Annotated in this window: 25 protein-coding genes; 14 read left to right on the top strand and 11 right to left on the bottom strand. The window is 70.9% G+C overall.

The genetic code is table 11. The annotated features are described in order from the left end of the window. Window positions 1–89 precede the first annotated feature (89 nt). The 3 genes from ABZ893_RS29905 to ABZ893_RS29915 all read left to right on the top strand — a co-directional run bounded on the left by ABZ893_RS29905 (window position 90) and on the right by ABZ893_RS29915 (window position 4,458). On the top strand, window positions 90–2,444 hold the full coding sequence (locus tag ABZ893_RS29905) for a ribonucleoside-diphosphate reductase subunit alpha (protein WP_361409814.1): 2,355 nt from the start codon (window positions 90–92) through the stop codon (window positions 2,442–2,444). Beyond that, window positions 2,441–3,460, top strand: a complete 1,020-nt coding sequence (locus tag ABZ893_RS29910) for a ribonucleotide-diphosphate reductase subunit beta (RefSeq protein ID WP_361409817.1) — start codon at window positions 2,441–2,443, stop codon at window positions 3,458–3,460. Before ABZ893_RS29905 ends, ABZ893_RS29910 begins: the two co-directional genes overlap by 4 nt. Window positions 3,461–3,618: 158 nt before the next feature. Further along, window positions 3,619–4,458, top strand: a complete 840-nt coding sequence (locus tag ABZ893_RS29915) for a class I SAM-dependent methyltransferase (protein ID WP_361409820.1) — start codon at window positions 3,619–3,621, stop codon at window positions 4,456–4,458. Here ABZ893_RS29915 and ABZ893_RS29920 read toward each other — a convergent pair. Then, on the bottom strand, window positions 4,440–4,598 hold the full coding sequence (locus ABZ893_RS29920) for a hypothetical protein (protein WP_361409823.1): 159 nt from the start codon (window positions 4,596–4,598) through the stop codon (window positions 4,440–4,442). The two genes, ABZ893_RS29915 and ABZ893_RS29920, sit on opposite strands and share 19 nt — an antisense overlap. Window positions 4,599–4,691: 93 nt before the next feature. Here ABZ893_RS29920 and ABZ893_RS29925 point away from each other — a divergent pair, with 93 nt between their 5' ends. Then, a complete protein-coding gene (locus ABZ893_RS29925; protein WP_361409826.1) occupies window positions 4,692–5,648 on the top strand; it encodes a helix-turn-helix domain-containing protein in 957 nt (318 codons plus the stop codon). Between the two features lie 65 nt (window positions 5,649–5,713). On the opposite strand, the gene ABZ893_RS29930 is transcribed toward ABZ893_RS29925, so the two are convergent. The 10 genes from ABZ893_RS29930 to ABZ893_RS29975 form a co-directional block, all read right to left on the bottom strand. Beyond that, on the bottom strand, window positions 5,714–7,093 hold the full coding sequence (locus ABZ893_RS29930; protein WP_361409829.1) for a cytochrome P450: 1,380 nt from the start codon (window positions 7,091–7,093) through the stop codon (window positions 5,714–5,716). Next, complete coding sequence (gene cyc1 / locus ABZ893_RS29935) at window positions 7,090–8,184, bottom strand: epi-isozizaene synthase (protein WP_361410204.1); 1,095 nt, start codon at window positions 8,182–8,184, stop codon at window positions 7,090–7,092. The genes ABZ893_RS29930 and cyc1 overlap by 4 nt, the downstream gene beginning before the upstream one ends. 318 nt (window positions 8,185–8,502) lie before the next feature. Then, a complete protein-coding gene (gene def / locus ABZ893_RS29940; RefSeq protein ID WP_361409832.1) occupies window positions 8,503–9,153 on the bottom strand; it encodes a peptide deformylase in 651 nt (216 codons plus the stop codon). A gap of 84 nt (window positions 9,154–9,237) precedes the next feature. Then, a complete protein-coding gene (locus ABZ893_RS29945) occupies window positions 9,238–10,218 on the bottom strand; it encodes a hypothetical protein (RefSeq protein WP_361409835.1) in 981 nt (326 codons plus the stop codon). A gap of 150 nt (window positions 10,219–10,368) precedes the next feature. Next, window positions 10,369–11,628 (bottom strand): HD domain-containing protein, encoded by a 1,260-nt coding sequence (locus ABZ893_RS29950; protein ID WP_361409838.1) that lies wholly within the window; start codon window positions 11,626–11,628, stop codon window positions 10,369–10,371. 17 nt (window positions 11,629–11,645) lie between these two features. After that, window positions 11,646–12,971 carry an HD-GYP domain-containing protein gene (locus ABZ893_RS29955; RefSeq protein WP_361409841.1) on the bottom strand — a complete coding sequence of 442 codons (1,326 nt, stop codon included), beginning with the start codon at window positions 12,969–12,971 and terminating at the stop codon, window positions 11,646–11,648. A gap of 305 nt (window positions 12,972–13,276) precedes the next feature. Continuing rightward, window positions 13,277–13,624: a mycothiol system anti-sigma-R factor gene (rsrA, locus tag ABZ893_RS29960; protein WP_361409844.1), complete on the bottom strand. Its 348-nt coding sequence runs from the start codon at window positions 13,622–13,624 to the stop codon at window positions 13,277–13,279. Further along, window positions 13,621–14,283: a sigma-70 family RNA polymerase sigma factor gene (locus ABZ893_RS29965; protein WP_361410207.1), complete on the bottom strand. Its 663-nt coding sequence runs from the start codon at window positions 14,281–14,283 to the stop codon at window positions 13,621–13,623. Before ABZ893_RS29965 ends, rsrA begins: the two co-directional genes overlap by 4 nt. A 323-nt stretch (window positions 14,284–14,606) precedes the next feature. Continuing rightward, entirely contained in the window at window positions 14,607–15,260 is a 654-nt protein-coding gene (locus ABZ893_RS29970; RefSeq protein ID WP_361409847.1) for an alpha/beta family hydrolase, read from the bottom strand. A gap of 117 nt (window positions 15,261–15,377) precedes the next feature. After that, on the bottom strand, window positions 15,378–16,193 hold the full coding sequence (locus ABZ893_RS29975) for an SOS response-associated peptidase (RefSeq protein WP_361409850.1): 816 nt from the start codon (window positions 16,191–16,193) through the stop codon (window positions 15,378–15,380). 50 nt (window positions 16,194–16,243) lie between these two features. On the opposite strand from ABZ893_RS29975, the gene ABZ893_RS29980 reads away from it, so the two are divergent. The 10 genes from ABZ893_RS29980 (at window position 16,244) to ABZ893_RS30025 (ending at window position 24,823) form a co-directional block, all read left to right on the top strand. Next, entirely contained in the window at window positions 16,244–16,966 is a 723-nt protein-coding gene (locus ABZ893_RS29980; protein ID WP_361409853.1) for a M50 family metallopeptidase, read from the top strand. 82 nt (window positions 16,967–17,048) lie between these two features. Next, window positions 17,049–18,365 (top strand): 3-phosphoshikimate 1-carboxyvinyltransferase, encoded by a 1,317-nt coding sequence (gene aroA, locus ABZ893_RS29985; protein WP_361409856.1) that lies wholly within the window; start codon window positions 17,049–17,051, stop codon window positions 18,363–18,365. A gap of 16 nt (window positions 18,366–18,381) precedes the next feature. Then, window positions 18,382–19,392, top strand: coding sequence for a ribosome small subunit-dependent GTPase A (gene rsgA / locus ABZ893_RS29990; protein ID WP_361409859.1), 1,011 nt, complete (start codon window positions 18,382–18,384; stop codon window positions 19,390–19,392). A gap of 67 nt (window positions 19,393–19,459) precedes the next feature. Then, window positions 19,460–19,783 (top strand): multidrug efflux SMR transporter, encoded by a 324-nt coding sequence (locus ABZ893_RS29995; protein WP_361409862.1) that lies wholly within the window; start codon window positions 19,460–19,462, stop codon window positions 19,781–19,783. 97 nt (window positions 19,784–19,880) lie between these two features. Next, complete coding sequence (gene hisN, locus ABZ893_RS30000) at window positions 19,881–20,675, top strand: histidinol-phosphatase (protein ID WP_361409865.1); 795 nt, start codon at window positions 19,881–19,883, stop codon at window positions 20,673–20,675. A 196-nt stretch (window positions 20,676–20,871) separates the two neighbouring features. Continuing rightward, window positions 20,872–21,273, top strand: a complete 402-nt coding sequence (locus tag ABZ893_RS30005; protein WP_361409868.1) for a CBS domain-containing protein — start codon at window positions 20,872–20,874, stop codon at window positions 21,271–21,273. A 143-nt stretch (window positions 21,274–21,416) separates the two neighbouring features. Next, the gene (locus tag ABZ893_RS30010) at window positions 21,417–21,833 is read left to right on the top strand and encodes a Fur family transcriptional regulator (RefSeq protein WP_361409871.1); all 417 of its coding nucleotides are present in this window, start codon (window positions 21,417–21,419) and stop codon (window positions 21,831–21,833) included. A 181-nt stretch (window positions 21,834–22,014) separates the two neighbouring features. Beyond that, the gene (locus tag ABZ893_RS30015; RefSeq protein ID WP_361409874.1) at window positions 22,015–22,797 is read left to right on the top strand and encodes an ABC transporter ATP-binding protein; all 783 of its coding nucleotides are present in this window, start codon (window positions 22,015–22,017) and stop codon (window positions 22,795–22,797) included. Continuing rightward, window positions 22,794–23,657 carry an ABC transporter permease gene (locus ABZ893_RS30020; protein WP_361409877.1) on the top strand — a complete coding sequence of 288 codons (864 nt, stop codon included), beginning with the start codon at window positions 22,794–22,796 and terminating at the stop codon, window positions 23,655–23,657. The genes ABZ893_RS30015 and ABZ893_RS30020 overlap by 4 nt, the downstream gene beginning before the upstream one ends. A gap of 32 nt (window positions 23,658–23,689) precedes the next feature. Then, the gene (locus ABZ893_RS30025; RefSeq protein WP_361409880.1) at window positions 23,690–24,823 is read left to right on the top strand and encodes an ABC transporter substrate-binding protein; all 1,134 of its coding nucleotides are present in this window, start codon (window positions 23,690–23,692) and stop codon (window positions 24,821–24,823) included. Window positions 24,824–24,826: the final 3 nt, after the last annotated feature.

Genomic DNA, 24,826 nt, shown 5'->3' on the forward strand with positions numbered 1-24,826 from the left:
TCTCGTGGAGTGGGCCGGTGACACGGGCTCCGCCATGCCCCCGTGCCCTCCTCCCCCAAGGCCCAGAGCCGAGCGAGGGAGAGCCCCACGTGACCATCGCGCCCGCCGAACCGGCCTCAGCGCAGTCCGAGTCGGAGGACAGCCCGGGAACCGCGCTGCTGCGCACCCTGACCGAGCTGACCGCCGATCTCCCCGACGCCGACCCCGGCCGGGTCGCCGCCGCCGCGCTGCGCGGCCGGTCCGCCGCAGCCGACGAGGCCGAGCTGCGCTCGCTCGCCACGGAGGCGGCCGCGGGGCTCATCTCCGAGGACCCGGCGTACTCGAAGCTCGCCGCCCGGCTCCTGACGATCAGCGTCGCCGCCGAGGCCGCCTCGCAGGGCGTCACGTCGTTCTCCGAGTCGGTCGCGGTGGGCCACCGCGAGGGCCTGATCGCGGACCGTACGGCCGAGTTCGTGACGCTCCACGCCGCGCGGCTCGACGCCCTGATCGACCCGGCCGGCGACGACCGCTTCGGCTACTTCGGTCTGCGCACCCTGCACAGCCGCTACCTGCTGCGCCACCCGATCACCCGCCAGGTCGTCGAGACCCCCCAGCACTTCATGCTCCGCGTCGCGTGCGGTCTCGCCGAGGACGAGTCGGTCCGCGCGCTCGACGAAGTGGCCGCCCTGTACGGCCTGATGAGCCGCCTCGACTACCTGCCGTCGTCGCCGACGCTCTTCAACTCCGGCACCCGGCACCCCCAGATGTCGTCCTGCTACCTCCTCGACTCGCCCCTCGACGAGCTGGACTCCATCTACGACCGCTACCACCAGGTGGCCCGCCTCTCGAAGCACGCGGGCGGCATCGGCCTCTCGTACTCCCGTATCCGCTCGCGCGGTTCGCTGATCCGGGGCACGAACGGGCACTCCAACGGCATCGTGCCGTTCCTCAAGACCCTCGACGCGTCCGTGGCGGCCGTGAACCAGGGCGGCCGGCGCAAGGGCGCCGCGGCCGTCTACCTGGAGACCTGGCACTCCGACATCGAGGAGTTCCTGGAGCTGCGGGACAACACCGGTGAGGACGCCCGGCGCACGCACAACCTCAACCTCGCGCACTGGATCCCGGACGAGTTCATGCGCCGCGTGAACGCCGACGAGTCGTGGTCGCTGTTCTCGCCGGCCGACGTGCCCGAGCTGGTCGACCTGTGGGGCGACGAGTTCGACGCCGCGTACCGCAAGGCCGAGGCCGAGGGGAAGGCCCGGAAGACCATCCCCGCGCGGGACCTGTACGGCCGCATGATGCGTACCCTCGCGCAGACCGGCAACGGCTGGCTGACCTTCAAGGACGCCGCCAACCGCACCGCCAACCAGACGGCGGAGCCGGGCAACGTCGTCCACTCGTCGAACCTGTGCACCGAGATCCTGGAGGTCACGGACGACGGCGAGACGGCCGTGTGCAACCTGGGTTCGGTGAACCTCGGCGCCTTTGTGATCGACGGTGACATCGACTGGCAGCGCCTCGACGAGACCGTCCGCACGGCCGTCACGTTCCTCGACCGCGTCGTCGACATCAACTTCTACCCGAGCGGGCAGGCCGGCCGCTCCAACGCCAAGTGGCGTCCGGTGGGCCTGGGCGCGATGGGCCTCCAGGACGTCTTCTTCCAGCTGAAGCTGCCGTTCGACTCCCCCGAGGCCCGCGCCCTGTCGACGCGGATCGCCGAGCGCATCATGCTCGCCGCGTACGAGGCGTCCGCCGACCTGGCCGAGCGCAACGGACCGCTCCCCGCGTGGGAGAAGACCCGTACCGCGCGCGGTGTCCTGCACCCCGACCACTACGGCGTCGAGCCTGTCTGGCCTGAGCGCTGGGCGGCGCTGCGGGAGCGGATCGCCGCGACCGGGATGCGTAACTCGCTGCTCCTCGCGATCGCGCCGACCGCGACGATCGCGTCCATCGCGGGCGTCTACGAGTGCATCGAGCCGCAGGTCTCCAACCTCTTCAAGCGCGAGACGCTGTCCGGCGAGTTCCTCCAGGTCAACTCCTACCTGGTGGCGGAGCTGAAGCGGCTCGGCGTGTGGGACGCGCAGACCCGCGAGGCGCTGCGCGAGTCCAACGGCTCGGTGCAGGGCTTCACCTGGGTCCCGCAGGACGTGCGCGACCTGTACCGCACGGCGTGGGAGATCCCGCAGCGCGGCCTCATCGATATGGCGGCGGCCCGTACGCCGTTCCTCGACCAGGCGCAGTCCCTGAACCTCTTCATGGAGACGCCCACCATCGGCAAGCTCTCGTCGATGTACGCGTACGCCTGGAAGCAGGGCCTGAAGACGACGTACTACCTGCGCTCGCGGCCGGCCACGCGGATCGCGCGCGCGGCGTCCTCGGCGCCCGTCCCCGTCCAGCAGGTCGCCGACCCCGACGCGGTCGCCTGCTCCCTGGAAAACCCCGAGTCCTGCGAGGCCTGCCAGTGACCACCGAAGACCGTCAGAAGAACCTCCTGGACCCGGGCTTCGAGCTGACGCTCCGCCCCATGCGCTACCCGGACTTCTACGAGCGCTACCGGGACGCGATCAAGAACACGTGGACGGTCGAGGAGGTCGACCTCCACTCGGACGTCGCCGACCTCGCGAAGCTGTCGCCGGGCGAGCAGCACATGATCGGCCGCCTGGTCGCGTTCTTCGCGACGGGCGACTCGATCGTCTCGAACAACCTGGTCCTGACGCTCTACAAGCACATCAACTCCCCCGAGGCGCGCCTGTATCTCTCGCGCCAGCTGTTCGAGGAGGCCGTGCACGTCCAGTTCTACTTGACGCTCCTGGACACGTACCTGCCCGACCCGGAGGACCGCGCCGCCGCGTTCGACGCGGTCGAGGAGATCCCCTCCATCCGCGAGAAGGCCGGGTTCTGCTTCAAGTGGATGGACTCGGTCGAGAAGCTGGACCGCCTGGAGACCAAGGCGGACCGCCGCCGCTTCCTCCTCAACCTGATCTGCTTCGCGGCCTGCATCGAGGGCCTGTTCTTCTACGGTGCGTTCGCCTACGTCTACTGGTTCCGCAGCCGCGGCCTGCTCCACGGTTTGGCCACGGGGACGAACTGGGTGTTCCGGGACGAGACGATGCACATGTCCTTCGCGTTCGACGTCGTCGACACGGTCCGCAAGGAGGAGCCGGACCTGTTCGACGACGAGCTGCGCGTCCAGGTCACCGACATGCTGCGCGAGGCGGTAGACGCCGAGCTGCAGTTCGCCCGCGACCTGTGCGGTGACGGCCTGCCCGGCATGAACACCGACTCGATGCGCCAGTACCTGGAGTGCGTCGCCGACCAGCGCCTCCAGCGCCTCGGCTTCGCCCCGGTCTACGGCTCGGAGAACCCGTTCTCGTTCATGGAGCTCCAGGGCGTCCAGGAGCTGACGAACTTCTTCGAGCGCCGGCCGTCGGCGTACCAGGTGGCGGTCGAGGGATCGGTCGGGTTCGACGAGGAGTTCTGAGCGGTACCAGAGGGGTTCGGCTGTTCCTGGCAGGAGCTGGGAACAGCCGGACTCTCACCGCGGTTCTTCAAGTCCGGCCCCTTCAAGGCCACTTCGATCAACGCGACCGGTGAAATTCGCGTGCGGCGGCCGGTGTTCCCCCGCCACACTCATCCGGCATGACAGCACCCCACACGCCCCGGCTGGCCGCCGAAGTAGCCGACTACTACACCCGGCGCTTCGACGAGCACGCCCGGCTGAGTGCCTCCGCGCCGGGCGTTCTCGAACTCGTCCGCACACAAGAGCTCTTACGTCGCCACCTGCCCGCCGGGCCCGCCTCCGTCCTGGACGTGGGCGGCGGCCCGGGCGCACATGCGTGCTGGCTCACGGCGGACGGATATCAGGTGCACCTGGTCGACCCCGTCGAGCGGCATGTGGCGCAGGCCGCTGAGGCGGGGTGCTCTGCGGAGCTGGGCGACGCGCGGGCGCTGAGCGCTGCCGACTCCTCGTACGACGTCGCCCTGCTGCTCGGCCCGCTCTACCACCTTCCCGAACCCTCCGACCGGCAGCGGGCCTTGGCGGAGGCGATGCGGGTGGTGCGGCCCGGTGGGCTCGTCGTGGCCGCGGGGATCCAGCGGTTCGCGCCGCTCTTCGACAATGCGGGCCATGCCCGACTGCATCTCGACGAGTGCGAGACCCGTACGGCCAGGGTTCTGGCCAAGGGGGTCAATGACGGAAAGCTGTTCACCAGCGCCTACTTCCACCGCGTGGAGGACCTGGAGCGGGAACTACGAGAGTCCGGGCTCGCGGAGGTGTGCGCTTATGGCGTGGAGGGTCCGGGAGAAGCTCTCCTGAAGGCCGCCGAAGTGGCCACCGGCCGCCGGGTCCCAGTGGAGTCCGACCTGTTCAGGTCGGCTCTGGTCGCGGCCCGGACAGCTGAACCGCACCCCGAGCTCAGGGTCACGAGTTCCCATCTGCTGGCCTTCGGATGGCGGCCCGGTCAGGCTGCCACGTCGTAGCCGGAGCGCCGCTCCTCGGCCTCGCGAGCCGCGCGGATCTGGCGGTCGATCCGGCGGTCGTGGGCCATCCCGTACAGCGACGGGGCGGCGAGGAGGAGGAAGACGGCCAGGACGGTGAGGTAGTTCATCGCTGTGTTCATGCCTCCACTCTGGCGCCGGGCGGCCAGTCGCGGCAGTGGCAGGACTGTCATGGACCCTCGAATTACTGCCAACTCTGCGGCACACTCGGAAGCATGTTGAAAAACGTCGCCGCGGTGCTGCTCGACGAAGTGCATCCCTTCGAACTCGGCGTGGTCTCCGAGGTGTTCGGGCTCGACCGGAGTGACGAGGGCCTGCCGGTCTACGACTTCGCGGTGGTCTCCGCCGCGGGGCCGACGCTCACCACGAACGCCGGGTTCACCGTCTCGACCCCGTACGGGCTCGACCGGCTCGACGAGGCCGACCTGATCGCCCTGCCGGGTATGCCCCGGCGCGACAGCTATCCGCCGGAGCTGCTCGACGCGCTGCGCCGGGCGGTGGACCGGGGCGCGCGGGTGCTCAGCGTCTGCTCCGGCGTCTTCGCGCTCGGCGCGGCCGGCCTGCTCGACGGCCGCCGCTGCGCGGTCCACTGGCGGTACGCGGCCGAACTGGCGGTACGCCACCCGCGCACCCACGTCGACCCCGACGTCCTGTACGTGGACGAGGACCCCGTCTTCACCTCCGCGGGCTCGGCCGCCGGCATCGACGCCTGTCTGCACATCGTCCGCAAGGAGCACGGCACGGAGGTCGCCAACGCGATCGCGCGCCGCATGGTGGTCCCGCCGCACCGCGACGGCGGCCAGGCCCAGTACGTGGAACGCCCCCTGCCGGTCACGCCCTGTGACACGGTCGGAGGCGTACTGGCCTGGATGGAACGGCACTTGGACGAAACCCTCACGGTCGAGGCCCTCGCGGCCCGCGCCCACATGTCCCCCCGCACCTTCGCCCGCCGCTTCCAGCAGGAAACGGGCACAACCCCGTACCGCTGGCTTCTCCGCCAACGGGTCCTGCGGGCCCAGGAGTTGCTGGAACGCACAGACGAAACAGTGGAAACAATCGCCGCGCAAACCGGCTTCGGCAACGCGGCGGCGATGCGCCATCAGTTCATGAAGGCGCTGGGGACTACGCCCAATGCGTTCCGGCGGACCTTCCGGGGGCGGTCCATCGCCTAGGACGACGTGGCCCATGGGTGCACGGTGCGCGTGGGTGGTCGCCCACGCGCACCGTGGTCGCGCGGCTACTTCCGTTCCTCCACCCGCAGCAGCGACCGCTTCGGCTGCAGTGTGATGCCGATCCTGGCCGTCGTGTCGGTTTCGGTGGTCGGGACCAGTCGCCAACGGGGCGTCACCGTGGCGAGAATGATGGCCAGTTCGGCCATGCTGAAGTGGTCGCCGGGGCATTTACGGTTGCCCACGCTGAACGGCATCATCGCGCTCTGGCGGACTTCCGCGGCGCGTTCCGGCAGCCAGCGGTCGGGGTCGAACTCCAGATGGTCACGGAAGGAGCGCGGATCGCGCTGCATCGCGAACGGGCTGTACACGATGTCCGCACCGGCCGGAATGTGATACCCCCCGAGCTCGGTATCGACGGCGGCCTGCCGCGTCAATATCCATACGCCGGGACGCACACGCATCGCCTCGGTGATGACATTGCGCGTATGAATAAGGCCATCGAGGTCGGCGAATGCGACCGGGCGGCCGCCCGTCGCCGATTCGACCTCGTCGTGCATCCGCCTTTCCTGCTCGGGGTGTTCGGCGAGGAGGTGGAATGTCCACGTGAGGGTGGACGCGACATTCTCCGCACCGGCGACGAGGAGCGAGACGACCTGGTCGTGCACCTCCTGCTCGGAAACGGAATCGCCATTCTCGTCCCGGGCGTCGAGCAATGCCGCGAGCAGATCCCCGGGATTGAGGCCGGAAGCGCGCCGCTGCGCAATGATCTCGTCCACGAGCCGATGCAAATCGGCCAGCGCCCGCTCGAATCGCCGGTTGGCCGGAAGGGGCAGCCGGTAGAACGGCCCGACGGACAGCACCATGCGCCGGTAGAGACCACTGAAGACCGTGTGCAGCGAGGAGCCGAGCCGGTCGGCCCGCTCGTCGATGGAGTCGACGTGCAGGACCGAGCGGGCGACGATGCGGACCGCGGTGCGGAACACCTCGGCGCCGATGTCGACCGTGTCGCCCGGCTTCCAGCGCGCCGCCATGGCGCGCGCCTCCTCCTCCATGACCGTCGCGTGCTCGGCGATGCGGTCCATGCGGAACGTGGGCTGGATGGTGCGCCGCTGGCGCCGGTGGAGCGGGCCGTTGCTGGTCGCCACTCCCTTGCCCAGGAGGACGCCGAGGGTCTCCCACAGGGGCCCGCCGACCATGAAGTCGGGGCTCTTGAGGAGTGCGGCCACGAGGTCCGGGTCGCACACCGCGTAGGCCGTCTTCGGACCGAGCTTGAGGCGGACCAGATCGCCGTGGTCGCGCAGGGAGGCGACGAAGCCGAGGGGGTCGCGCAGGAGCTTCCCGGCGTGCCCGAGGAGGGGTGCGCCGCCGCCGGCGTAGGGCGGTGTGCGCCGCTCTCCGGGGTCCGCGCCGAGGGCCGGCGTGGATTCGGCAGATTCGACTGTCATTCGCCACCGTCCTGGTCGCTGATGTAAGGCGGGGTGGCCCGGTCGTCCCACGTGTCGACCTGATAGCGGCCGGACTCGTGGTGGAACCAGTACACGGAACTGAACCAGTTCCGCATATTGGAGACACATGACCTGAGTGCCGTGGCGAGGCTGTCTCCGGCTAAAGTGCCGTCCGCCGCCTCGTCGGCTATTCGGAGCACTTCAGGCTCGGCCGCCAGGAATTCGGAAATGCATTCCTGGACCCGCTTGCGGACTTCTTCGACGGCCTCTTCGAGCGAAAGCCCCTCGTGGTGAATGAGGCTGATCCCGAGATTGTGGAGTTCATCGCCCGCGAGTTCCTTGGGCAGTGAACAGAGGTCGTTGTACCAGGCGGCGAAATCCTGGCACGCGAGCGCGGCCCGCTGATATTCAGCGTTTTCGAGGACCTTTTCCGGGAGCTCGAACTGCGCCGTCGGCTCCAGGAGGTCGAGCCATATCCAGTGCGCGAAGGTGTTCCTCCGCAGCTCGATGTATTCCTCGACCGTGGGGACCGTGCCCGTGGTGCGGTTGTGGAATTCCTGGTCGTACGCGTCGATCACCACGTGGAAGTGGCGGGCGAACCGGGCGTTCCAGCTCGGGGTGAGGGAGCCGTTCAGCCGGACGATGCTGTCGGCGAAGGCGGCCACCAGCGGGTCCTTGTGGTGCAGATGGAGCTGTGGTGCGTCCAGTGCCGCGTGCAGCTGGACGGCGAGGCGCCGCCAGGCTTCGGGCCGGCCGTGGATGACGTCGCGGTCGTGGCGGTCGTCCCAGACGAAGAACCACGCGCTGTAGTCACAAATCGCGGAGAGGAGCTCGTCGGGGGCGCCTATGTAGTAGCCCGCCATGAGGTCCGTGTAGCACAGGCCATCGGCATATTTCTCCACCTTGTCCGCCGGCATGAGCCGTTTGTGGAGCAACCAGGAGCGCGTAGTCTCCTGAAGCTTCGGCCAATACGGATGAAGATTGCGAGGAAACGCCTCCTCGATCACCGGTAGCGCGAGCGCCGGTGGGACCGCTGTCTGCGTCTGTGACTGCACCCGAGTCCGTGAAGTGCTGTGTGAATAAGCAGGCACGAACAAACCCCTCTCAGCCGCCTTGTTGCGTACGCCCGTTCCCTGTGCCGGGCGTGCGCCGTTGCGTATCCCCGCACTTTCTATTCAGCACTACAACTGACCGTTCTGGGAACGGATTTGCTCCCCTCACTACCCCCAGACGCCGAAAAAGTCCCCTTGGATGACTGATTTTGGATCATCGGCGGCTGGTCCGGTTCGCACACCTGACCACCCCGGGCAGTCGGCACCGCACAGACGAGCGGCGCCCGGCCAGGAGGATCCTGTCCGGACGCCGCTCATGTCACACGCATGTGCCCCGGGCCAACAGGCCCGCGGCGCTCAGTCGTTGGGCACGACCTCGTAGCGGGGGGTGCCCTCGGCCATCTGCTTCAGGGCGTCCTTGCGCTCCCGCTTGGAGAGACGGTCGATGTACAGGTACCCGTACAGGTGGTCCGTCTCGTGCTGGAGGCAGCGCGCGAAGTAGCCCGTGCCGCGCACCTTGATCGGGTTGCCCTTCTCGTCCTGCCCGGTCACCACCGCGTAGTCGGGGCGGGCGAGCGCCGCGTACGCGGTCGGGACGGAGAGGCAGCCCTCGTTCGAGTCGTCGAGGCGGCGCTGTTCCGCGGGCAGCTCCTGGAGCACGGGGTTGCACACGACACCGGTGTGCCGCATGCCGTCGTCGTCCGGGCAGTCGTAGACGAAGACCTTGAGGTCGACGCCGATCTGGTTGGCGGCGAGGCCGACGCCCTCCGCGGTGCGCTGGCTGGCGAACATGTCGTCGACCAGCGCGGCCAGCTCGTCGCCGAACTCGGTGACGTCCTTGCACTCCTTGTGCAGGACGGGGTTGCCGACGACGGTGACCGGTCGCGACGTGCCGCGCGCGACGGCGGCCTCCTCGCGCTCGGCGTTGTCCTCGGTGTCGATGACGAAGCCCTCGTCGTCCACGGGGAGCACTCCGGCGTGCCCTTGCTCGGTGTCCTGCTGCGCCATGTCCGACGTACGCCTTCCGGTGCCTGCTACGGGAGAAATCCAGGGAAAATCAGGGGTACAGCCTACGGGGATCGCGGGGATCGCTCAGCAGACCTCTTCGAGGTCCCGCCAGTCCCGGGAGTCCGGGCTGTCCGCGACCCAGCCGTCGAGCAGCCCCCGCACGAGCGACGCGGGCGCCGCGACACCGCACTCACGCTCGGGCACCCACAGGTTGCCGTCGGTGCGGTGGCCGAGCGGTCCCGGATGGCCGGGCTCGCTGTGGTCGTGCGGGTCCAGGTGCTCGCCGTCGCCCTCGTCGGACGGCATCCGCGACTCGGAGCACATCCGGCACAGCAGCCGCACGGAGGACGACCAGTCCTCGGCGGCGAACCCGGCGTCGGAGGCGAGCCGCTCAAGCGCGTCCCGGTCGGACTCGGTCGCGGCCTCCAGGAGGACGACCCAGGTGGGCACCGGCGAGGGCGCCCACAGCTCGATCTCGTCGAAGACGGGGTACGCGTGCCCGGCGGCCGTCGTCCTCTCCCCGTGAGGCACCCCGTCGTGCAGGACGACCTCGCCCCAGCGGCGGCCGGAGGACGGCAGCGGGATCGACAGGACCTCCATGCGGGCGGGGTCGAGCCTGCGCCCCCACACCACCTCGGCCTCGCCCTCCGGCGACAGCCGCACGGCGGCGCTCCCCAGATCCATCCCGGTCGGCTCCCCGGCGGCGGTGGCACCGCCCGGCACCTTCAGCCCGTACGCCTGCCAGGCCCGCCGGGCGAGCGGCCAGTCCTGCAGTGCGGTGGCCGCGATGCCGACGTTCCACCAGTCCGGGGCGCCGGACTCGCGCTCCAGGAGGGCCACCGCGCGCAGTCCCGCGGCCCGCGCCTGCTCCCAGTCGTGCCGGAACTTGTGCAGCAGCGCGAGATTGAACCAGGACTCGGACAGCCACGGTTCGAGATCGGCGGCCCGGGTGAGCAGCGCGCCGGCGTCCTCGTACCGGCCGTCGCCGATGAGCGTGAACGCGCGATCGGTGGCCTGCCGCCATGAGGCGGAGGGCCGATGCCGTCCCTTGCCGAAGATCCTCACGATTCCCGCCTGCATTCCCGCCTGTAGGTCCGGGGGGCAGTGCCCTCGGGGCGCCTTCCCCGGAGAGCACGGCCGGGGGCCTGAATACCCGGACATCCTCTTGTTCGCATCCAACCACGTACGGCCGGACGGCCGCTCATTACCCATGGGTTACCCCGCGGGCGGCAGGGTCACCCCGCCCCTCGACACCACTCTGGCCAGGGATTCCACCACATCCGGCTGGTAGTCGCGCCCGGTGGCCAGGCGCAGTCTCTCCAGGGCGGTGAGGGGGCCTTGTGGGCCTTCTCCCCGGGCCATCTCGTCGTATGCGTTGGCCACACGCACGATCCTCGCGCTGAGAGGCTGCTCACGGAAGGGGTCGGCCTGACGCTCCACGACGACGGCGACCTCGGCGTCCACGCCCGTCTGCCGCACGACGGCCCCGCCGAGCAGCGCGATTCTGCGCTGTTCCTGGGCGGGCAGGGCGGCGGTGGCGCCGTCGGCGACGGGGTCGACGAGGGACAGCTGTCCGATGTCGTGCATGAGGGCCGCGTACTCCAGGACGGTGAGGTCGGGTTCGGAGATGCCCAGCTCACGGCCCACGGCCCGGCTGAGCGCCGCCACGCGCAGGGCGTGGCCCTGCGGGGTGTAGCCGGCGATCTCGGTGGCGCGGGCCAGCGAGGTGATCGTCTGCCGGTAGGTGGTCCGCACGGCGGCGTACCGGCGGAAGGCGAGCTGGGTGAGGAGCAGGGGGAGGCAGAAGACGGGCAGGGCCCACAGGCCTGCGACGGCGACGGCGAGGGTCATCACGGCGCCGGTCGCCATCACCGCCGTACCGATGCCGGTCATGGCCCGAAGCTCGTCCCGCAGCAGCGGCCCGAACGGCCAGCCGGTCCGGGCGTGCATGAGGACGGCGGCGAGTACGGCGTCGCACAGCGCGGTCAGTACGAGGAGCAGGACGAGCAGCAGGGCGTAGGCCGCGCCGTCGCCGAGCCAGGCGCTGAACCGGCCCTGGCCGTACAGAGGTTGGAAGCAGACGGCGGCGAACGCGACGGTGAGGACGCGGCGCGCCATGTCGTCGGCGGACGGCCCGCGCCCGAGCGCGAGGTGCGGCACGCAGCCGACGAGCCCGGCCGCGACAACGACGGCGACGGCCTGGGGCGCTCCGTGGTGGGTGGACCGGCCCGCCGCCTCCCCGAGGAGGGCGTAGGCGAGCGCGCCGGCGGCCCCTAGGGGCGCGGGCTCCCGGTCCCCGCCGGGTGCCCCCCAGCGGGCGAGCTCACCGACGGCGATGAACACACCGAAGGCGAGGGCCGTCCCCGGTTCCGCGACGCCGTGCCAGATCGTGGCGCCGACCGCGGCGACGGCGACCGCGAGAGCGAGGCCCTGGACCGCCACGATCGTGGTGAGCGCTTTTCCGCTGCGCGGCACGCAGGACGCCGCCCACGTCACCGCGGGGCCGCCCGCCGCTCGGAGCGGGGACCGGGCAGCCCGGGGGCGGCCTCGTCCACCGTCACGACGGGGTGCCACCCGTGCTGTCCGAGCGCCCGCACGAGCGCGCCGACCATCTCGGGGTCGAACTGTGTGCCCGCGCACCGGGTGAGCTCCCCGAGGGCGGCGTCCACGGGCCGGGCGCGCGAGTAGGTCCGGGTGGACGTCATCGCGTCGAACGCGTCGGCGACGGCCACCACGCGCGCGAACTCGGGGATCTGCGCCCCGGAGAGCCCGTAGGGGTAGCCGCTGCCGTCCATGCGCTCGTGGTGGTGCAGGATCGCCGCCCGCGCCTCGCCGAGGAAGCCGATCCCGCGCACGATCTCGTGCCCGTACTCGGGGTGCAGTTCGATGACGCGTCGCTCCTCGGGGGTCAGGGGGCCGTCCTTGCGCAGGAGGCGGGTGGGGACGCCGAGCTTGCCTACGTCGTGCAGGATCCCGGCGAAGCGCAGGACCTCGGCCCGTTCGTCCGCCATGCCGAGTTCGCGGGCGATCATCATGGACGCCTGGCCGACCCGCTCGCTGTGGCCGCGCGTGTACCCGTCCTTGATGTCGACGGCCTGCACGAGCGCGCGGATCGTCTCGTGGTGGGCGGCGCGCTCGCGGTGGTACTGGGCGAACACCCAGCAGGAGATGTACATCGGCAACAGCACGAGCAGCGCCGCGAGCGGCCCGTACGGGCTGCGCCACAGGACGGCCATCATCAGGCCCGCCAGGCCGTGCACGGCGACCGGGGCGAGGGCCCGCGCGAAGAGGCCGCGCCAGGCGGCGCGTGGCGGGACGCGTTCGGCGGTGGCGAGGATGGCGCCGTCCAGGAGCGCGAGGACGGCGCAGAACACCAGGACGGCCGCTCCGGCGGGCGCCAGGGCGTACGGGAAGCGGGGCGCCGACACCGCCGCGGCGCCGCCGAGCGCGACGTGGACGCGGGCGGCGGCCCAGGTGGCGAGGGCGAGCTGGGCGGCGCGCCAGACGCGGCGCAGGCCGGCCGGGCGCCGGTCGGTGGTGGCGAGGAGCGCGCCGGGTACGGCGACGAGGGAGGCCGCGGCGGGCGGCAGGAGGAACGCGCCGGCGAGCAGGACGGGGAAGAAGGTGCCCATGCCGTGCGGCACGCGCCGCCCGAACAGCCTTAAACGGCCCGCGTGTTCGCACGCGGCGCACAGGGCGGCGAGGAAGGCGACGGCGGGCCAGGGGGTTGCCGGGCCGGCGGCGGGGGCGGCGCACACGAGGGCGCCCGCGACCACGCACAGGACGCACCCGAGAGCCAGAGGCGGAACCGCCCGCATTGCCGACTCCCTCCCCCGTGTCCCGGCTTCAGCCTCCGGAGAATAGGGCGGCGGGACGGGCGCGCGGGCGGCATCGCGAGGATTCCCCTGGCCACCGGCGGCGGATTAGCACGTTCGGGTGACGCGGGCGCGGAACGGCGGCCGGACGTGACGGCGGGGTGTGGTGACGGTGCGCGAAGTGCCGTGACGGGGCCGCGAACGCGACGGTGGGACGTGACGTACCGCCGTCACGTCCCACCGGTTCACCGCATGTGTGGGGGCCTGACCCCCGGGCCCATGAGGGGCCAGGCCTTGAAGGCTCGCTCTCAGGCTTCCCTGAGCTTCGGCGCCTGCGACTGCGTCTGGGTCTGCGCCTGTGCCTGTGCCTGTGCCGCTACGTCCTGGTCCGGCACCGACTGGCCGGAGCGGATCAGCTCGATGCGGCCCATGACCTTCGACCGCAGGTCCGTCGGTACGTCGTCCTGGCCGCAGCAGCGCTTGACCAGCTTCTTCACCGCCTGCTCGAGGCCGTACTTCTCCAGGCACGGAGAGCACTCCTCGAAGTGCGTCTCGAACTTCGTGCAGTCGCTGTCGGGCATCTCGTGGTCGAGGAACTCGTAGAGATGGTCGAGGACTTCACTGCAATCCGTCTCGTGCGGCTCTCCGCAGCTCATGAGCCCGAGCCTTTCTCGTTCGACTCTCCGGCGCCCGCCGGGACCAGACCACGGTCACGGGCGTAGTCCTCGAGCATCCCGCGCAGCTGCCGGCGGCCCCGGTGCAGCCGGGACATCACCGTGCCGATGGGTGTCCCCATGATGTCCGCGATCTCCTTGTACGCAAAGCCCTCGACGTCCGCCAGGTAGACCGCGATGCGGAACTCCTCGGGGATCGCCTGGAGCGCCGACTTCACGTCCGAGTCGGGCAGGTGGTCGAGCGCCTGCGACTCGGCGGAACGCAGGCCGGTCGACATGTGCGACTCGGCGCGCGCCAGCTGCCAGTCCTCGATCTCCTCGGCCGCACTGCGCTGGGGCTCGCGCTGCTTCTTGCGGTACGAGTTGATGAAGGTGTTCGTCAGAATGCGGTACAGCCACGCCTTGAGGTTGGTGCCCTCGCGGAACTGGTGGAACGACGCGTACGCCTTCGCGTAGGTCTCCTGCACCAGGTCCTCGGCGTCGGCCGGGTTGCGCGTCATGCGCAGGGCGGCCGAGTACATCTGGTCGAGGAACATGAGCGCGTCCCGCTCGAAGCGCGCGTTGCGCTCCGTCGCGGACTCCTCGGGCTCTTCCGCCTGGCCGCGTTCGGTACCTGCGTCGGTCCCTGTGACCGGACCCACCTCCTCCAACGACGTGACGGGGCCGAACGGGACCCCACTGCTCGAATCGGAGAATAGACGACCTTCGGTCGCGGGGCCTCGTCGATCCTGTCCGCCGGCCGCCCCGACGGGGATGGTCGTGGCCGCGTGCAGCACGCTCCACTCCAGGTCAGGAGTGGTGCTGCGGCTCGGGCAGATGGTCGAACCCATGCGGCGGACTTCCTCTCGTCAGAACTTCTCACCGCGCGAGGACAAGGCCTTGTCCACACGTGATGAACGGTGCCGGCGGTCTCCCGCACCGTCTGTTCGGGACAACAGAGGTCCGCCCCACAACATTCCCGGTGTCACCCGAGTGACGCGGTCCACTTCGCGACGGCGCCCGTGATGAGCGCGAGGGCCTCGTCCTGCCCGATGTCCGCGCGCTTGGGCACCGCGAACCCGTGGTCCCCGTAAGGGACTTCGACGAGTTCGTAGGTGGTGGCGCCGGGGAACTCGGCGGGCTTGCCGAAGGGGTCGTTGCCGCCCTGGACTACGAGAGTGGGGACGCCGGCGCCGAGGAGTTCGTCGGCGCGGGACTTCTCGGGCTTCCCCGGCGGGTGCAGCGGGAAGCTCAGGGCGAGGACGGCGGCGGCGCCGAGCTCCGTCGCCGTGCGGCAGGCGACGCGCGCGCCCGCGCTGCGCCCGCCCGAGATCACCGGGAGTCCGGGCTGCGTCAGGGCGGGCCACACCCCGCGCCAGCCGACGTCGAGGGTCTTCGGCGCGGGCGCCACCTTCTTGCCGGCCACGCGCCACGGCTGCTCGACGAGCGCGACGGTCACGCCGTGCGCGGGCAGCTCGGCGGCGATGGCGGCGAGGTCGCGCGCCTCGATGCCGCCGCCGGCGCCGTGGCTGAGCGCGAGGACGAGGCGGGCCTTGCGCGCGGGGGCCGGGTGCCAGGTGATACGCGCCTCACCGGCGCCCGTCTCGACGAGCTCGCTCCGGGTCGCTTTCTGGGTCACGGTCGGCTCGCTTTCTGGGTCGCGTGCGGGATCTTCTGGGTCGCGTGCTGGATCGCGCTCTGGCTCGCGTGCGGGATCGCGCTCTGGGTCACGTTCTGGATCTCGTACTGGATCACGTCAGAAGAGTGTGCCCTCTTCCGGGCCTTCCAGCTCCTTGAGCAGCTCCGGCCCGTTGTTGCGTACGTTGCTGACCGAGGTCGACACGGGGTACGCCCGCATCAGGCCTTCCGGGGGCGGCGCGAGCAGGGGCCTCAGGTCGTCGACGTCGGTGTGCGTGGGGTCGAGCCACGCGTCCCAGCGGTCCGGCGTGAGCATGAGCGGCATCCGGGGGTGGATGTCCGAGAGGGAGCGCGGGCCCTCCTCCGGGCCGACGGCGAGCGGCGCGGTCTCGGCCTCCGTGGTGATCACGGTGCACGTCACCCACCAGGCGAGCGGGTGCTCGTCCGGCAGCGTGCGGTCGCGCCAGAACTCGTACAGGCCCGCCATCGCGAAGACGGAGCCGTCGGCCGGGGTCACGAAGTAGGGCTGCTTGCGGGGGCGCTTCTTCTTGCCCTCGACCTCCAGCTCGCGCTCGCCGACGCCGGTCACCCACTCGTAATAGCCGTCGGCGGGGAGGATGCAGCGGCGGCTGGCGAAGGCCCGGCGGTAGCTCGGCTTCTCGTGGACGGTCTCGGCGCGGGCGTTGATCATCCGGGCGCCGCCCTCGGGGGTCTTGGCCCAGGACGGGACGAGGCCCCACTTGAGCGTGCGCAGCTGGCGAACCGGAGTGCGGTCGGCGGCGTCCTTCACAGGGCGGTCGAGTACCGCGTAGACCTCCTTGGTCGGGGCCACGTTGTAGTCGGGCGCCAGGGCCTCCTCGGGCTCCCACTTCTCGATCTCAAAGACTCCTGCGAGATCCTCGGGCCTACGACTCGATGCATACCGTCCGCACATACGTGCCACAGTGCCAGAACCCGGCCGACCGTAGGGAGCCTTCCCCCACCATGTACGCCACCGCGAGTACCGCTGCCGCCGACCTGTGGGACGAGGTCTTCGGCAGCCAGCCCGACCCCGACCGGTGGGTGGTGTTCGCCACAGCGGCGCTCGCGCTCGCCGCGATCGTCCCGCACGCGATATGGCGGCTGACCCGCAACGCGATCACGATCGCCCACGAGGGCGGGCACGGCATCGTGGCGCTGCTCAGCGGGCGCCGGCTCGACGGCATCCGGCTGCACTCGGACACCAGCGGCCTCACCGTCAGCCGCGGCAAGCCGCACGGCCTCGGCATGATCCTCACCGCGGCCGCCGGCTACACCGCTCCCCCGCTGCTCGGCCTCGGCGGCGCCGCGCTGCTCGGCGCGGGACACATCACCGCGCTCCTTTGGATCGCCACGGCCCTGCTGGTCGCGCTGCTCGTGATGATCAGGAACGCGTACGGCGCCCTGACCGTGATCCTGACGGGCGGCCTGTTCGTGCTCGTGTCGTGGATGACCGGTCCGCAGGTGCAGGCGGCGTTCGCGTACGTCGTGGTGTGGTTCCTGCTCCTGGGTGGCGTGCGGCCCGCCTTCGAGCTGCAGAGCAAGCGCCGGAGGGGCGGGGCCGGGGACTCGGACGCGGACCAGCTGTCGCGGCTCACACACGTGCCGGCGGGCATGTGGCTGTTCTTCTTCCACGCCGTCTCGCTGTGCTCGCTGATCGGCGGAGCGCGCTGGCTGCTGGGCGTCTGAAAGACGGTGCGTGCGAGGGGCCGTGCGCTCGCCTGGAGGCGCGTGATCCGGCCCTGTCCCGTGGGCCCACTAAAGTAAAGGCATGACCGCAACCCCCGAGCCCACCGCCCTCTGGCCCGCCCCGCACGCGAGCGGACCCGTCCTGGCGACGGTCCATGTGCCGGGGTCCAAGTCGGTCACCAACCGCGCGCTCGTCCTGGCCGCGCTCGCCGCCGAGCCGGGCTGGCTGCGCCGCCCGCTGCGTTCGCGCGACACGCTCCTGATGGCGGCGGCCCTGCGCGCCATGGGCGTCGGCATCGAGGAGGGCGTGGGCCCGGACGGTTCGGGCGAGGCCTGGCGCGTCATCCCGGCGGGGCTGCGCGGGGACGCCACGGTCGACGTGGGCAACGCCGGCACGGTCATGCGCTTCCTGCCGCCGGTCGCCGCGCTCGCCGACGGCCCGGTCCGCTTCGACGGCGACCCCCGGTCGTACGAGCGTCCGCTGAACGGTGTGATCGACGCGCTGCGCGTGCTCGGCGCCCGGATCGACGACGACAGCCGTGGCGCGCTGCCGCTGACCGTGCACGGCACCGGCGCCCTGGACGGCGGCACGGTCGAGATCGACGCGTCCTCGTCGTCCCAGTTCGTGAGCGCCCTCCTGCTGTCCGGCCCGCGCTTCAACCAGGGCGTGGAGGTGCGCCACGTCGGCGGCCCGCTGCCCTCGATGCCGCACATCCGGATGACCGTCGACATGCTGCGCGCGGTCGGCGCCCAGGTCGACACCCCGGAGTCCGGCGGCGAGCCGAACGTCTGGCGGGTCACGTCGGGCGCCCTGCTCGGCCGCGATCTGACGGTGGAGCCCGACCTGTCGAACGCCCAGCCGTTCCTGGCCGCGGCCCTCGTCACCGGCGGCAAGGTCACCATCCCCGACTGGCCGGAGAGCACGACGCAGCCCGGCGACCGGCTCCGCGAGATCTTCACGGAGATGGGCGGTTCCTGCGAACTGACCGAGAAGGGCCTGGAGTTCACGGGGTCCGGCTCGATCCACGGCATCGACGTCGACCTGAGCGAGGTCGGCGAGCTGACGCCCGGCATCGCCGCGGTCGCCGCCCTCGCCGACTCCCCCTCCACGCTCCGGGGCGTCGCGCACCTGCGCCTGCACGAGACGGACCGCCTGGCCGCGCTCACCAAGGAGATCAACGAGCTGGGCGGTGACGTCACCGAGACCGCCGACGGCCTGCACATCCGGCCGCGCCCCCTGCACGGCGGGACCTTCCACACGTACGACGACCACCGCATGGCGACCGCGGGCGCGATCATCGGTCTGGCGGTGCCGGGTGTCGGGATCGAGAACGTGGGGACGACGGCCAAGACCCTGCCCGACTTCCCTGACCTGTGGTCCGGGATGCTCGGGAACTGACGGGCGGATCGAGACCATGCGCCGTTACGGCAAGAACCCCGACGAGGACGACATCCGCGTCCGTCCCAACCGCAAGGGCAACCGCCCCCGCACGAACATCCGCCCCAAGCACGAGGACGCCGCCGAGGGCATGGTCCTGACCGTGGACCGGGGCCGCCTCACCGTCCTCATCGACGACGTCCAGGTCACCGCGATGAAGGCCCGCGAGCTGGGCCGCAAGGCCGCCGTGGTCGGCGACCAGGTCTCCGTCGTCGGCGATCTCTCCGGCAAGAAGGACACCCTCGCCCGCATCGTCCGCATCGGCGAGCGCACCTCCGTCCTGCGCCGCACGGCCGACGACGACGACCCGTACGAGCGCGTGGTCGTCGCCAACGCCGACCAGCTCGCCATCGTCACCGCCCTCGCCGACCCCGAGCCGCGCCCGCGCATGATCGACCGCTGCCTGGTCGCCGCGTACGACAGCGGACTCGACCCGCTGCTCGTCCTCACCAAGTCGGACCTCGACCCGCCGGACAAGCTCCTGGAGCTGTACGGCGCCCTGGGCGTCCCGTACGTCGTGACCAGCCGGGACGAGCTGGAGAGCGGGACGGCGGTCGCCCGGGTGCGCGAGCAGCTCGACGGCAAGATCACCGTGTTCGTCGGGCATTCCGGCGTAGGCAAGACCACGCTGGTCAACTCGCTGGTCCCGAAGGGCAGCCGCCGTACGACGGGCCATGTCAACGCGGTCACGGGCCGCGGCCGGCACACCACGACGTCCGCGCTCGCGCTGCCGCTGCCCGACGACAGCGGCTGGGTGATCGACACCCCGGGCGTGCGTTCCTTCGGTCTGCACTACATCGACCCGTCGCGCGTCATCCACGCGTTCCCCGACCTGGAGCCGGGCTCGGAGAACTGTCCGCGCGCGTGCAGCCACGACGAGCCGGACTGCGCGCTGGACGAGTGGGTCGCTCAGGGACACGCGGATCCCGCGCGTCTTTACTCCCTGCGGAGGCTGCTCGCGACGCGCGAACGTCGCGAGGGGGACTGACCTCGCGCATGATCGAAGCGGACGGCCCCGAGCGGCCGCGGAAGTCGACGACGCTGGAGGCAAGCACATGGCGTGGCTGCTCGTCATCGTGGCGGGGATTCTGGAGACCGGCTTCGCGGTCTGCCTGAAGCTCTCGCACGGGTTCACCCGCCTGTGGCCGACGATCGCGTTCTCCTGCTTCGCCCTGGGCAGCTTCGGCCTGCTCACCCTGGCCCTGCGCAGGCTGGACGTCGGCCCCGCGTACGCGGTGTGGACGGGCATCGGAGCGACGGGCACCGCGATCTACGGCATGATCTTCCTCGACGACCTGGTCTCCGTCCTCAAGATCGTCTCCATCTCGCTGGTGATCATCGGCGTGATCGGGCTCCAGCTCTCGGGGTCGACCCGCTGATCCGGTACGGCATGTCAGTTCGGGCCGGGCCACCCGACTGCCGGTCGCGCGCCGCCCCTTGTGGCCCCGGACCGGCGTCGATGGCTAGGGTTCACCCATGCCCGACTACCTCGATGACCTGCGTCTCGCCCACGTCCTGGCGGACGCCGCCGACGCCGCGACCATGGACCGGTTCAAGGCCCTCGACCTGAAGGTCGAGACCAAGCCGGACATGACGCCGGTGAGCGAGGCCGACAAGGCGGCGGAGGAACTGATCCGCGGCCAGCTCAAGCGGGCCCGCCCGCGCGACGCGATCCTCGGCGAGGAGTACGGCATCGAGGGCACCGGCCCGCGCCGCTGGGTCATCGACCCGATCGACGGCACCAAGAACTACGTGCGCGGCGTGCCGGTGTGGGCCACGCTCATCTCGCTCATGGAGGCCGGCGAGGGCGGCTACCAGCCGGTCGTCGGCGTCGTCTCCGCACCGGCGCTCGGCCGCCGCTGGTGGGCGGCGAAGGGCGCGGGCGCGTTCACGGGCCGCAGCCTGACCTCGGCCACGCGTCTGAACGTCTCCAAGGTCGGGCGCCTGCCGGACGCCTCGTTCGCGTACTCCTCGCTCAGCGGCTGGGAGGAGCAGGGCCGCCTCGACGGTTTCCTCGACCTGACCCGCGCCGTGTGGCGCACGCGCGCGTACGGGGACTTCTGGCCGTACATGATGGTCGCCGAGGGCGCGGTCGACATGGCGGCGGAGCCGGAGCTCTCGCTGTGGGACATGGCGGCGAACGCGATCATCGTGACGGAGGCGGGCGGCGTCTTCACCGGCCTCGACGGGCGCCACGGCCCGCACAGCGGCAACGCGGCGGCGTCGAACGGCCTGCTCCACGGGGAACTGCTGAGCTACCTCCAGGGCTGAGGGCGCGCAACGAACCCTTCACGCCCCCTTGCGGCGCAACGAACCTTTCACACCCTCTTGTTGACGGCCCGTCCGGATGCGACTCTATGGATTCCCCCACTTGTGAACTTGTGAATCCGTTCTCCAGGTAACCACCGGAGGCAGTCCTTCGGCAATCGCGGAGGTCGCGGGTTCCCCAAGGAGGTGGCTCACGCCCATGCTCGTCCGCGACGCCATGAGCTCCATGATCCTCACCGTCGGCCCGGCCCACACGCTGCGCCAGTCCGCCCGCCTGATGTCCGAGCGCCGCATCGGCTCGGCGGTCGTCCTCGATCCCGACACCTACGGGATCGGCATCCTGACCGAACGCGACATCCTCAACTCGCTGGGCCTCGGCCAGGACCCCGACCACGAGACCGCCGGCACCCACACCACGACCGACGTCGTCTTCGCCGCCCCGGAGTGGACGCTCGACGAGGCCGCCGAAGCCATGGCCCGCGGCGGCTTCCGGCACCTCATCGTGCTCGACGGCCGCGAGCCCGTCGGCATCGTCTCGGTCCGCGACATCATCCGCTGCTGGGCTCAGGCCCGCCACCCCTTCACGACCCTCGTGAGCTAGGAGCCGCCACACATGAGGGCCGACGCCCGAGGGGGCCGGCCCTCACCCCAGGGAAACCCCACCATGGACATTGTCTAAATCAAGCAGGAGTCCTAAGTCACACCCATTCGGGATCGGACCTCTCTGCTGTTACGCTGACCCTCATGAGTGACCTGTTGGAACGACTGCGCGGACGCGGCTGGCGTATGACCGCGCAGCGGCGCGTCGTGGCCGAGGTCCTCGACGGCGACCACGTACATCTGACGGCCGACGAGGTGCACGCGCGCGCCGTCGCCAGGCTGCCCGAGATCTCCCGGGCGACCGTCTACAACACCCTCGGCGAGATGGTCTCGCTCGGCGAGGTCATCGAGGTCGCCACGGACAAGCGCGCCAAGCGCTACGACCCGAACGCGCACACCCCGCACCAGCACCTGGTCTGCGCCCTGTGCGGAGCGATCCGGGACGTCCACCCGAGCGGCAACCCGCTCAGCGACCTCCCCGACTCCGAGCGCTTCGGCTTCACCGTCTCGGACGTCGAGGTGACGTACCGAGGCATCTGCCCGAGCTGCGCGGCCGCCTAGCCATAGCAGTAGTTCGCACCCGTTCTCCGAAGAGGGCCCGCACCTGATGGCGCGGGCCCTCTTCGCGTACCCGTCGGCTCCACTTTTGGTGCACCTCTCAACCACCTGCCCCCTTCCCTGATCTGACGACCCGTCATATCGTCGGCGGCGCCCACCTCCGCCGCACCCAGGGAGGGAAACCGTGGGAGATCCGCACCCCAAACTCCAGGCCCGCACGCTCACCAGGGCCTTCGGCCGAGGCCACCGCACGGTGGAGGCCCTCGGCCCGATCGACCTCACCGTCGCTCCCGGCGAGTTCACCTGCGTAGTCGGCCCCTCCGGCTGCGGGAAGTCCACGCTCCTGCGGATCGCCGCCGGTCTGCTGCGCCCCACCTCGGGCGAGCTCGCCATCCGCACCGACAGCGACCGCCCCGCCGCGATGATCTTCCAGGACTACGGGATCTACGACTGGAAGACCGTGCAGGCCAACGTCCGCTTCGGGCTCGACATCCAGAAGGTGCCGCGCCGGGAGGCCGACGCCCGCGCCACCGACTGGCTCACCCGCATGGGACTCGCCGAGTTCGCGGACGCCTACCCGGCCACGCTGTCCGGCGGTATGCGCCAGCGCGTCGCCATCGCCCGCGCGCTCGCCGTCGAACCCGAGATCCTGCTCATGGACGAGCCGTTCGCGGCCCTGGACGCCCAGCTGCGCACGATCCTCCAGGACGAGCTCCTCGACCTCACCCAGAACACCCGCACCACCACCCTCTTCATCACGCACAGCCTCGAAGAGGCGATCGTGCTCGGCGACCGCGTCCTCGTCATGTCCGCCCGGCCGGGCCGGATCATCGCCGAGCGCCGCCCGCCGTTCGCGCGCCCGCGCACCGGCGAGATCCGCCAGGCCCCCGAATTCACCGCCCTGAAGAGCGAGTTGTGGGACCTGCTGCGGGGCGAGGTCCGCCGGGACGAGGTGGTCCCGGCATGACGGCCACCGAACCCAAGGAGGACACGCGGCTCCTGGTCAGACGGCCGGGCCCGCAGGAACTGCACCCCGCCCGCACCCATCGCAGGCGCCGCACCCTCGAACTCTCGCTCGCCGTCGCGGTCCCGCTCGCCCTGGTCCTGCTGTGGCAGCTCGCCGCCGGCCAGCAGTGGATCGACGCCCGCGTCTACCCGGCGCCGTCCACGATCCTCGCCGACGGCTGGCACCGCGCGGCGGACGGTGAGCTGTGGCCGGACGTGTGGGCCACCCTCAAGCGCGTACTCGCGGGCTACGCGGTCGGCACGGTCTCCGGGTACGCCCTCGGCCTCCTGATGGGCTCGCTCTCGATCGTCCGCGCCGCCCTCGAACCGATGCTGGACGCGCTCTACGTCGTCCCGAAGCTGGCCCTGCTGCCGATCTTCCTGAACATGTTCGGCCTCGGCGAAGGCCCGCAGATCGCGCTGGTCGCCGCGACCGTCTTCTTCTTCGTGTGGATCTCCACGATGGCGGCCGTGCTCGCCGTCCCCACGGGCCACCGGGACGCCGGGCAGGTCTTCGGCGCCTCGCCCTGGCAGATGTTCCGGCACGTCCTGCTGCCCGCGTCGCTCCCGGCCGTGCTGGTGGGCGCCCGTATCGCAGCGGGTGTGGCGGTCCTCGTGATCGTCGCCTCCGAGCAGATCGCGGCCACGAACGGCCTCGGGCACCTGATCTTCGACGCCCGCGCCCTCTTCCAGAACGACGTCATGTTCGTCGGCATCGTCTGCGTCGCCGTGCTCGGCGTCGTCTTCTCCGAACTGGTGCGGATCGCGGGCCGGTTGCTCACCCCGTGGGCCCCGCGCGACCACGGCCGCAGCCAGTCCTGACCTCCCTCAGCCCCTTCCCGTACGGAGTTCCCATGCGCACCAGACTCATCTGTACGACCCTGATCACGGCGAGCGCCCTGCTCACCTCGGCCGGCTGCGCCAAGACCGACGCGACCTCGGACGCGCCGGCGAAGCCCCGCGCGGTCAAGGCCGTGGCGGGCTGCGAGAAGAACGGCTGGACCGACCCGTCGGACCTGGCCCCCGACCGCGCCCCCGCCCGCTGTGACAAGGGCGCCCCTGCCCCCATCAAGCTCGCGAAGACCCGCAAGATCACCATCGCGACGGGCACCCTGAGCGCCGAGTACGTCGCTCCCCTCGAAATGGCCGTGGAGAAGGGCGAGTTCAAGAAGGAGGGCCTCGACGTCACGCTGAAGGTCCTGCCGACGCCGGACGCGCTGCCGCTGCTCGCCAAGGGCGACATCGACGCGCAGTGGGCCGCGCCCGAGGCCGCCGTGATGAACGGCATCGAGGGCGGCTTCGACATCAAGTGGGTCGCGTCGAACTTCTCCTCCGACCCGAAGTCCAAGAGCGGTCTGTGGGTGCGCCTGAAGAAGGGCGAGTCCCCTGACCACGTGGCGATGGCGGGCCGCAAGCTCGGCACGATGATCGGCAAGGGCTCGGTCATCTCGTACCCGATGGACAAGGCCCTGAAGAAGCACGGCGGCGGCCTCGACAAAGTCCAGTTCCAGCAGCTCGGCGCGGCCGACGTGCTGACGGCGCTCCAGAACGGCGGCGTGGACTCGGCCTGGCTGCTCGACCCGGTCTGGCGCAAGGTCGACGGCGACAAGCGGTACGCGTTCCTGGGCGGCCAGCCCCAGGGCGAACCGCTCGGCGGCCTCCTGTACGGGCCGAACCTGCTCAACAAGGACCCGGACGCCGGGGTCGCGCTCCTGCGCGCGTACATCCGGACGGTGAACACGTACTTCGCGGGCGACTACAAGAAGGACCCGGCGTTCGTCGCCGACCTGGCCAAGCTCCTCAAGACCGACAAGGCGGTCCTCCAGTCGACGCCGTCGCTGCGCATGGACTGGGAGATCAGGTCGGGCACGACTGACCGGCTACAGGCGGCGTACCGCGCGGCGGGCGTCTCGAAGGGAGCTCCGCTGCCGGAGAGCAAGGTCGTGGACCGGGCGATGTACGGGGAGGCGGTGGGCCACAAGGCCTGACAT

This window comes from Streptomyces sp. NPDC046821, from assembly GCF_040645335.1.
Classification (GTDB): Bacteria; Actinomycetota; Actinomycetes; order Streptomycetales; family Streptomycetaceae; genus Streptomyces.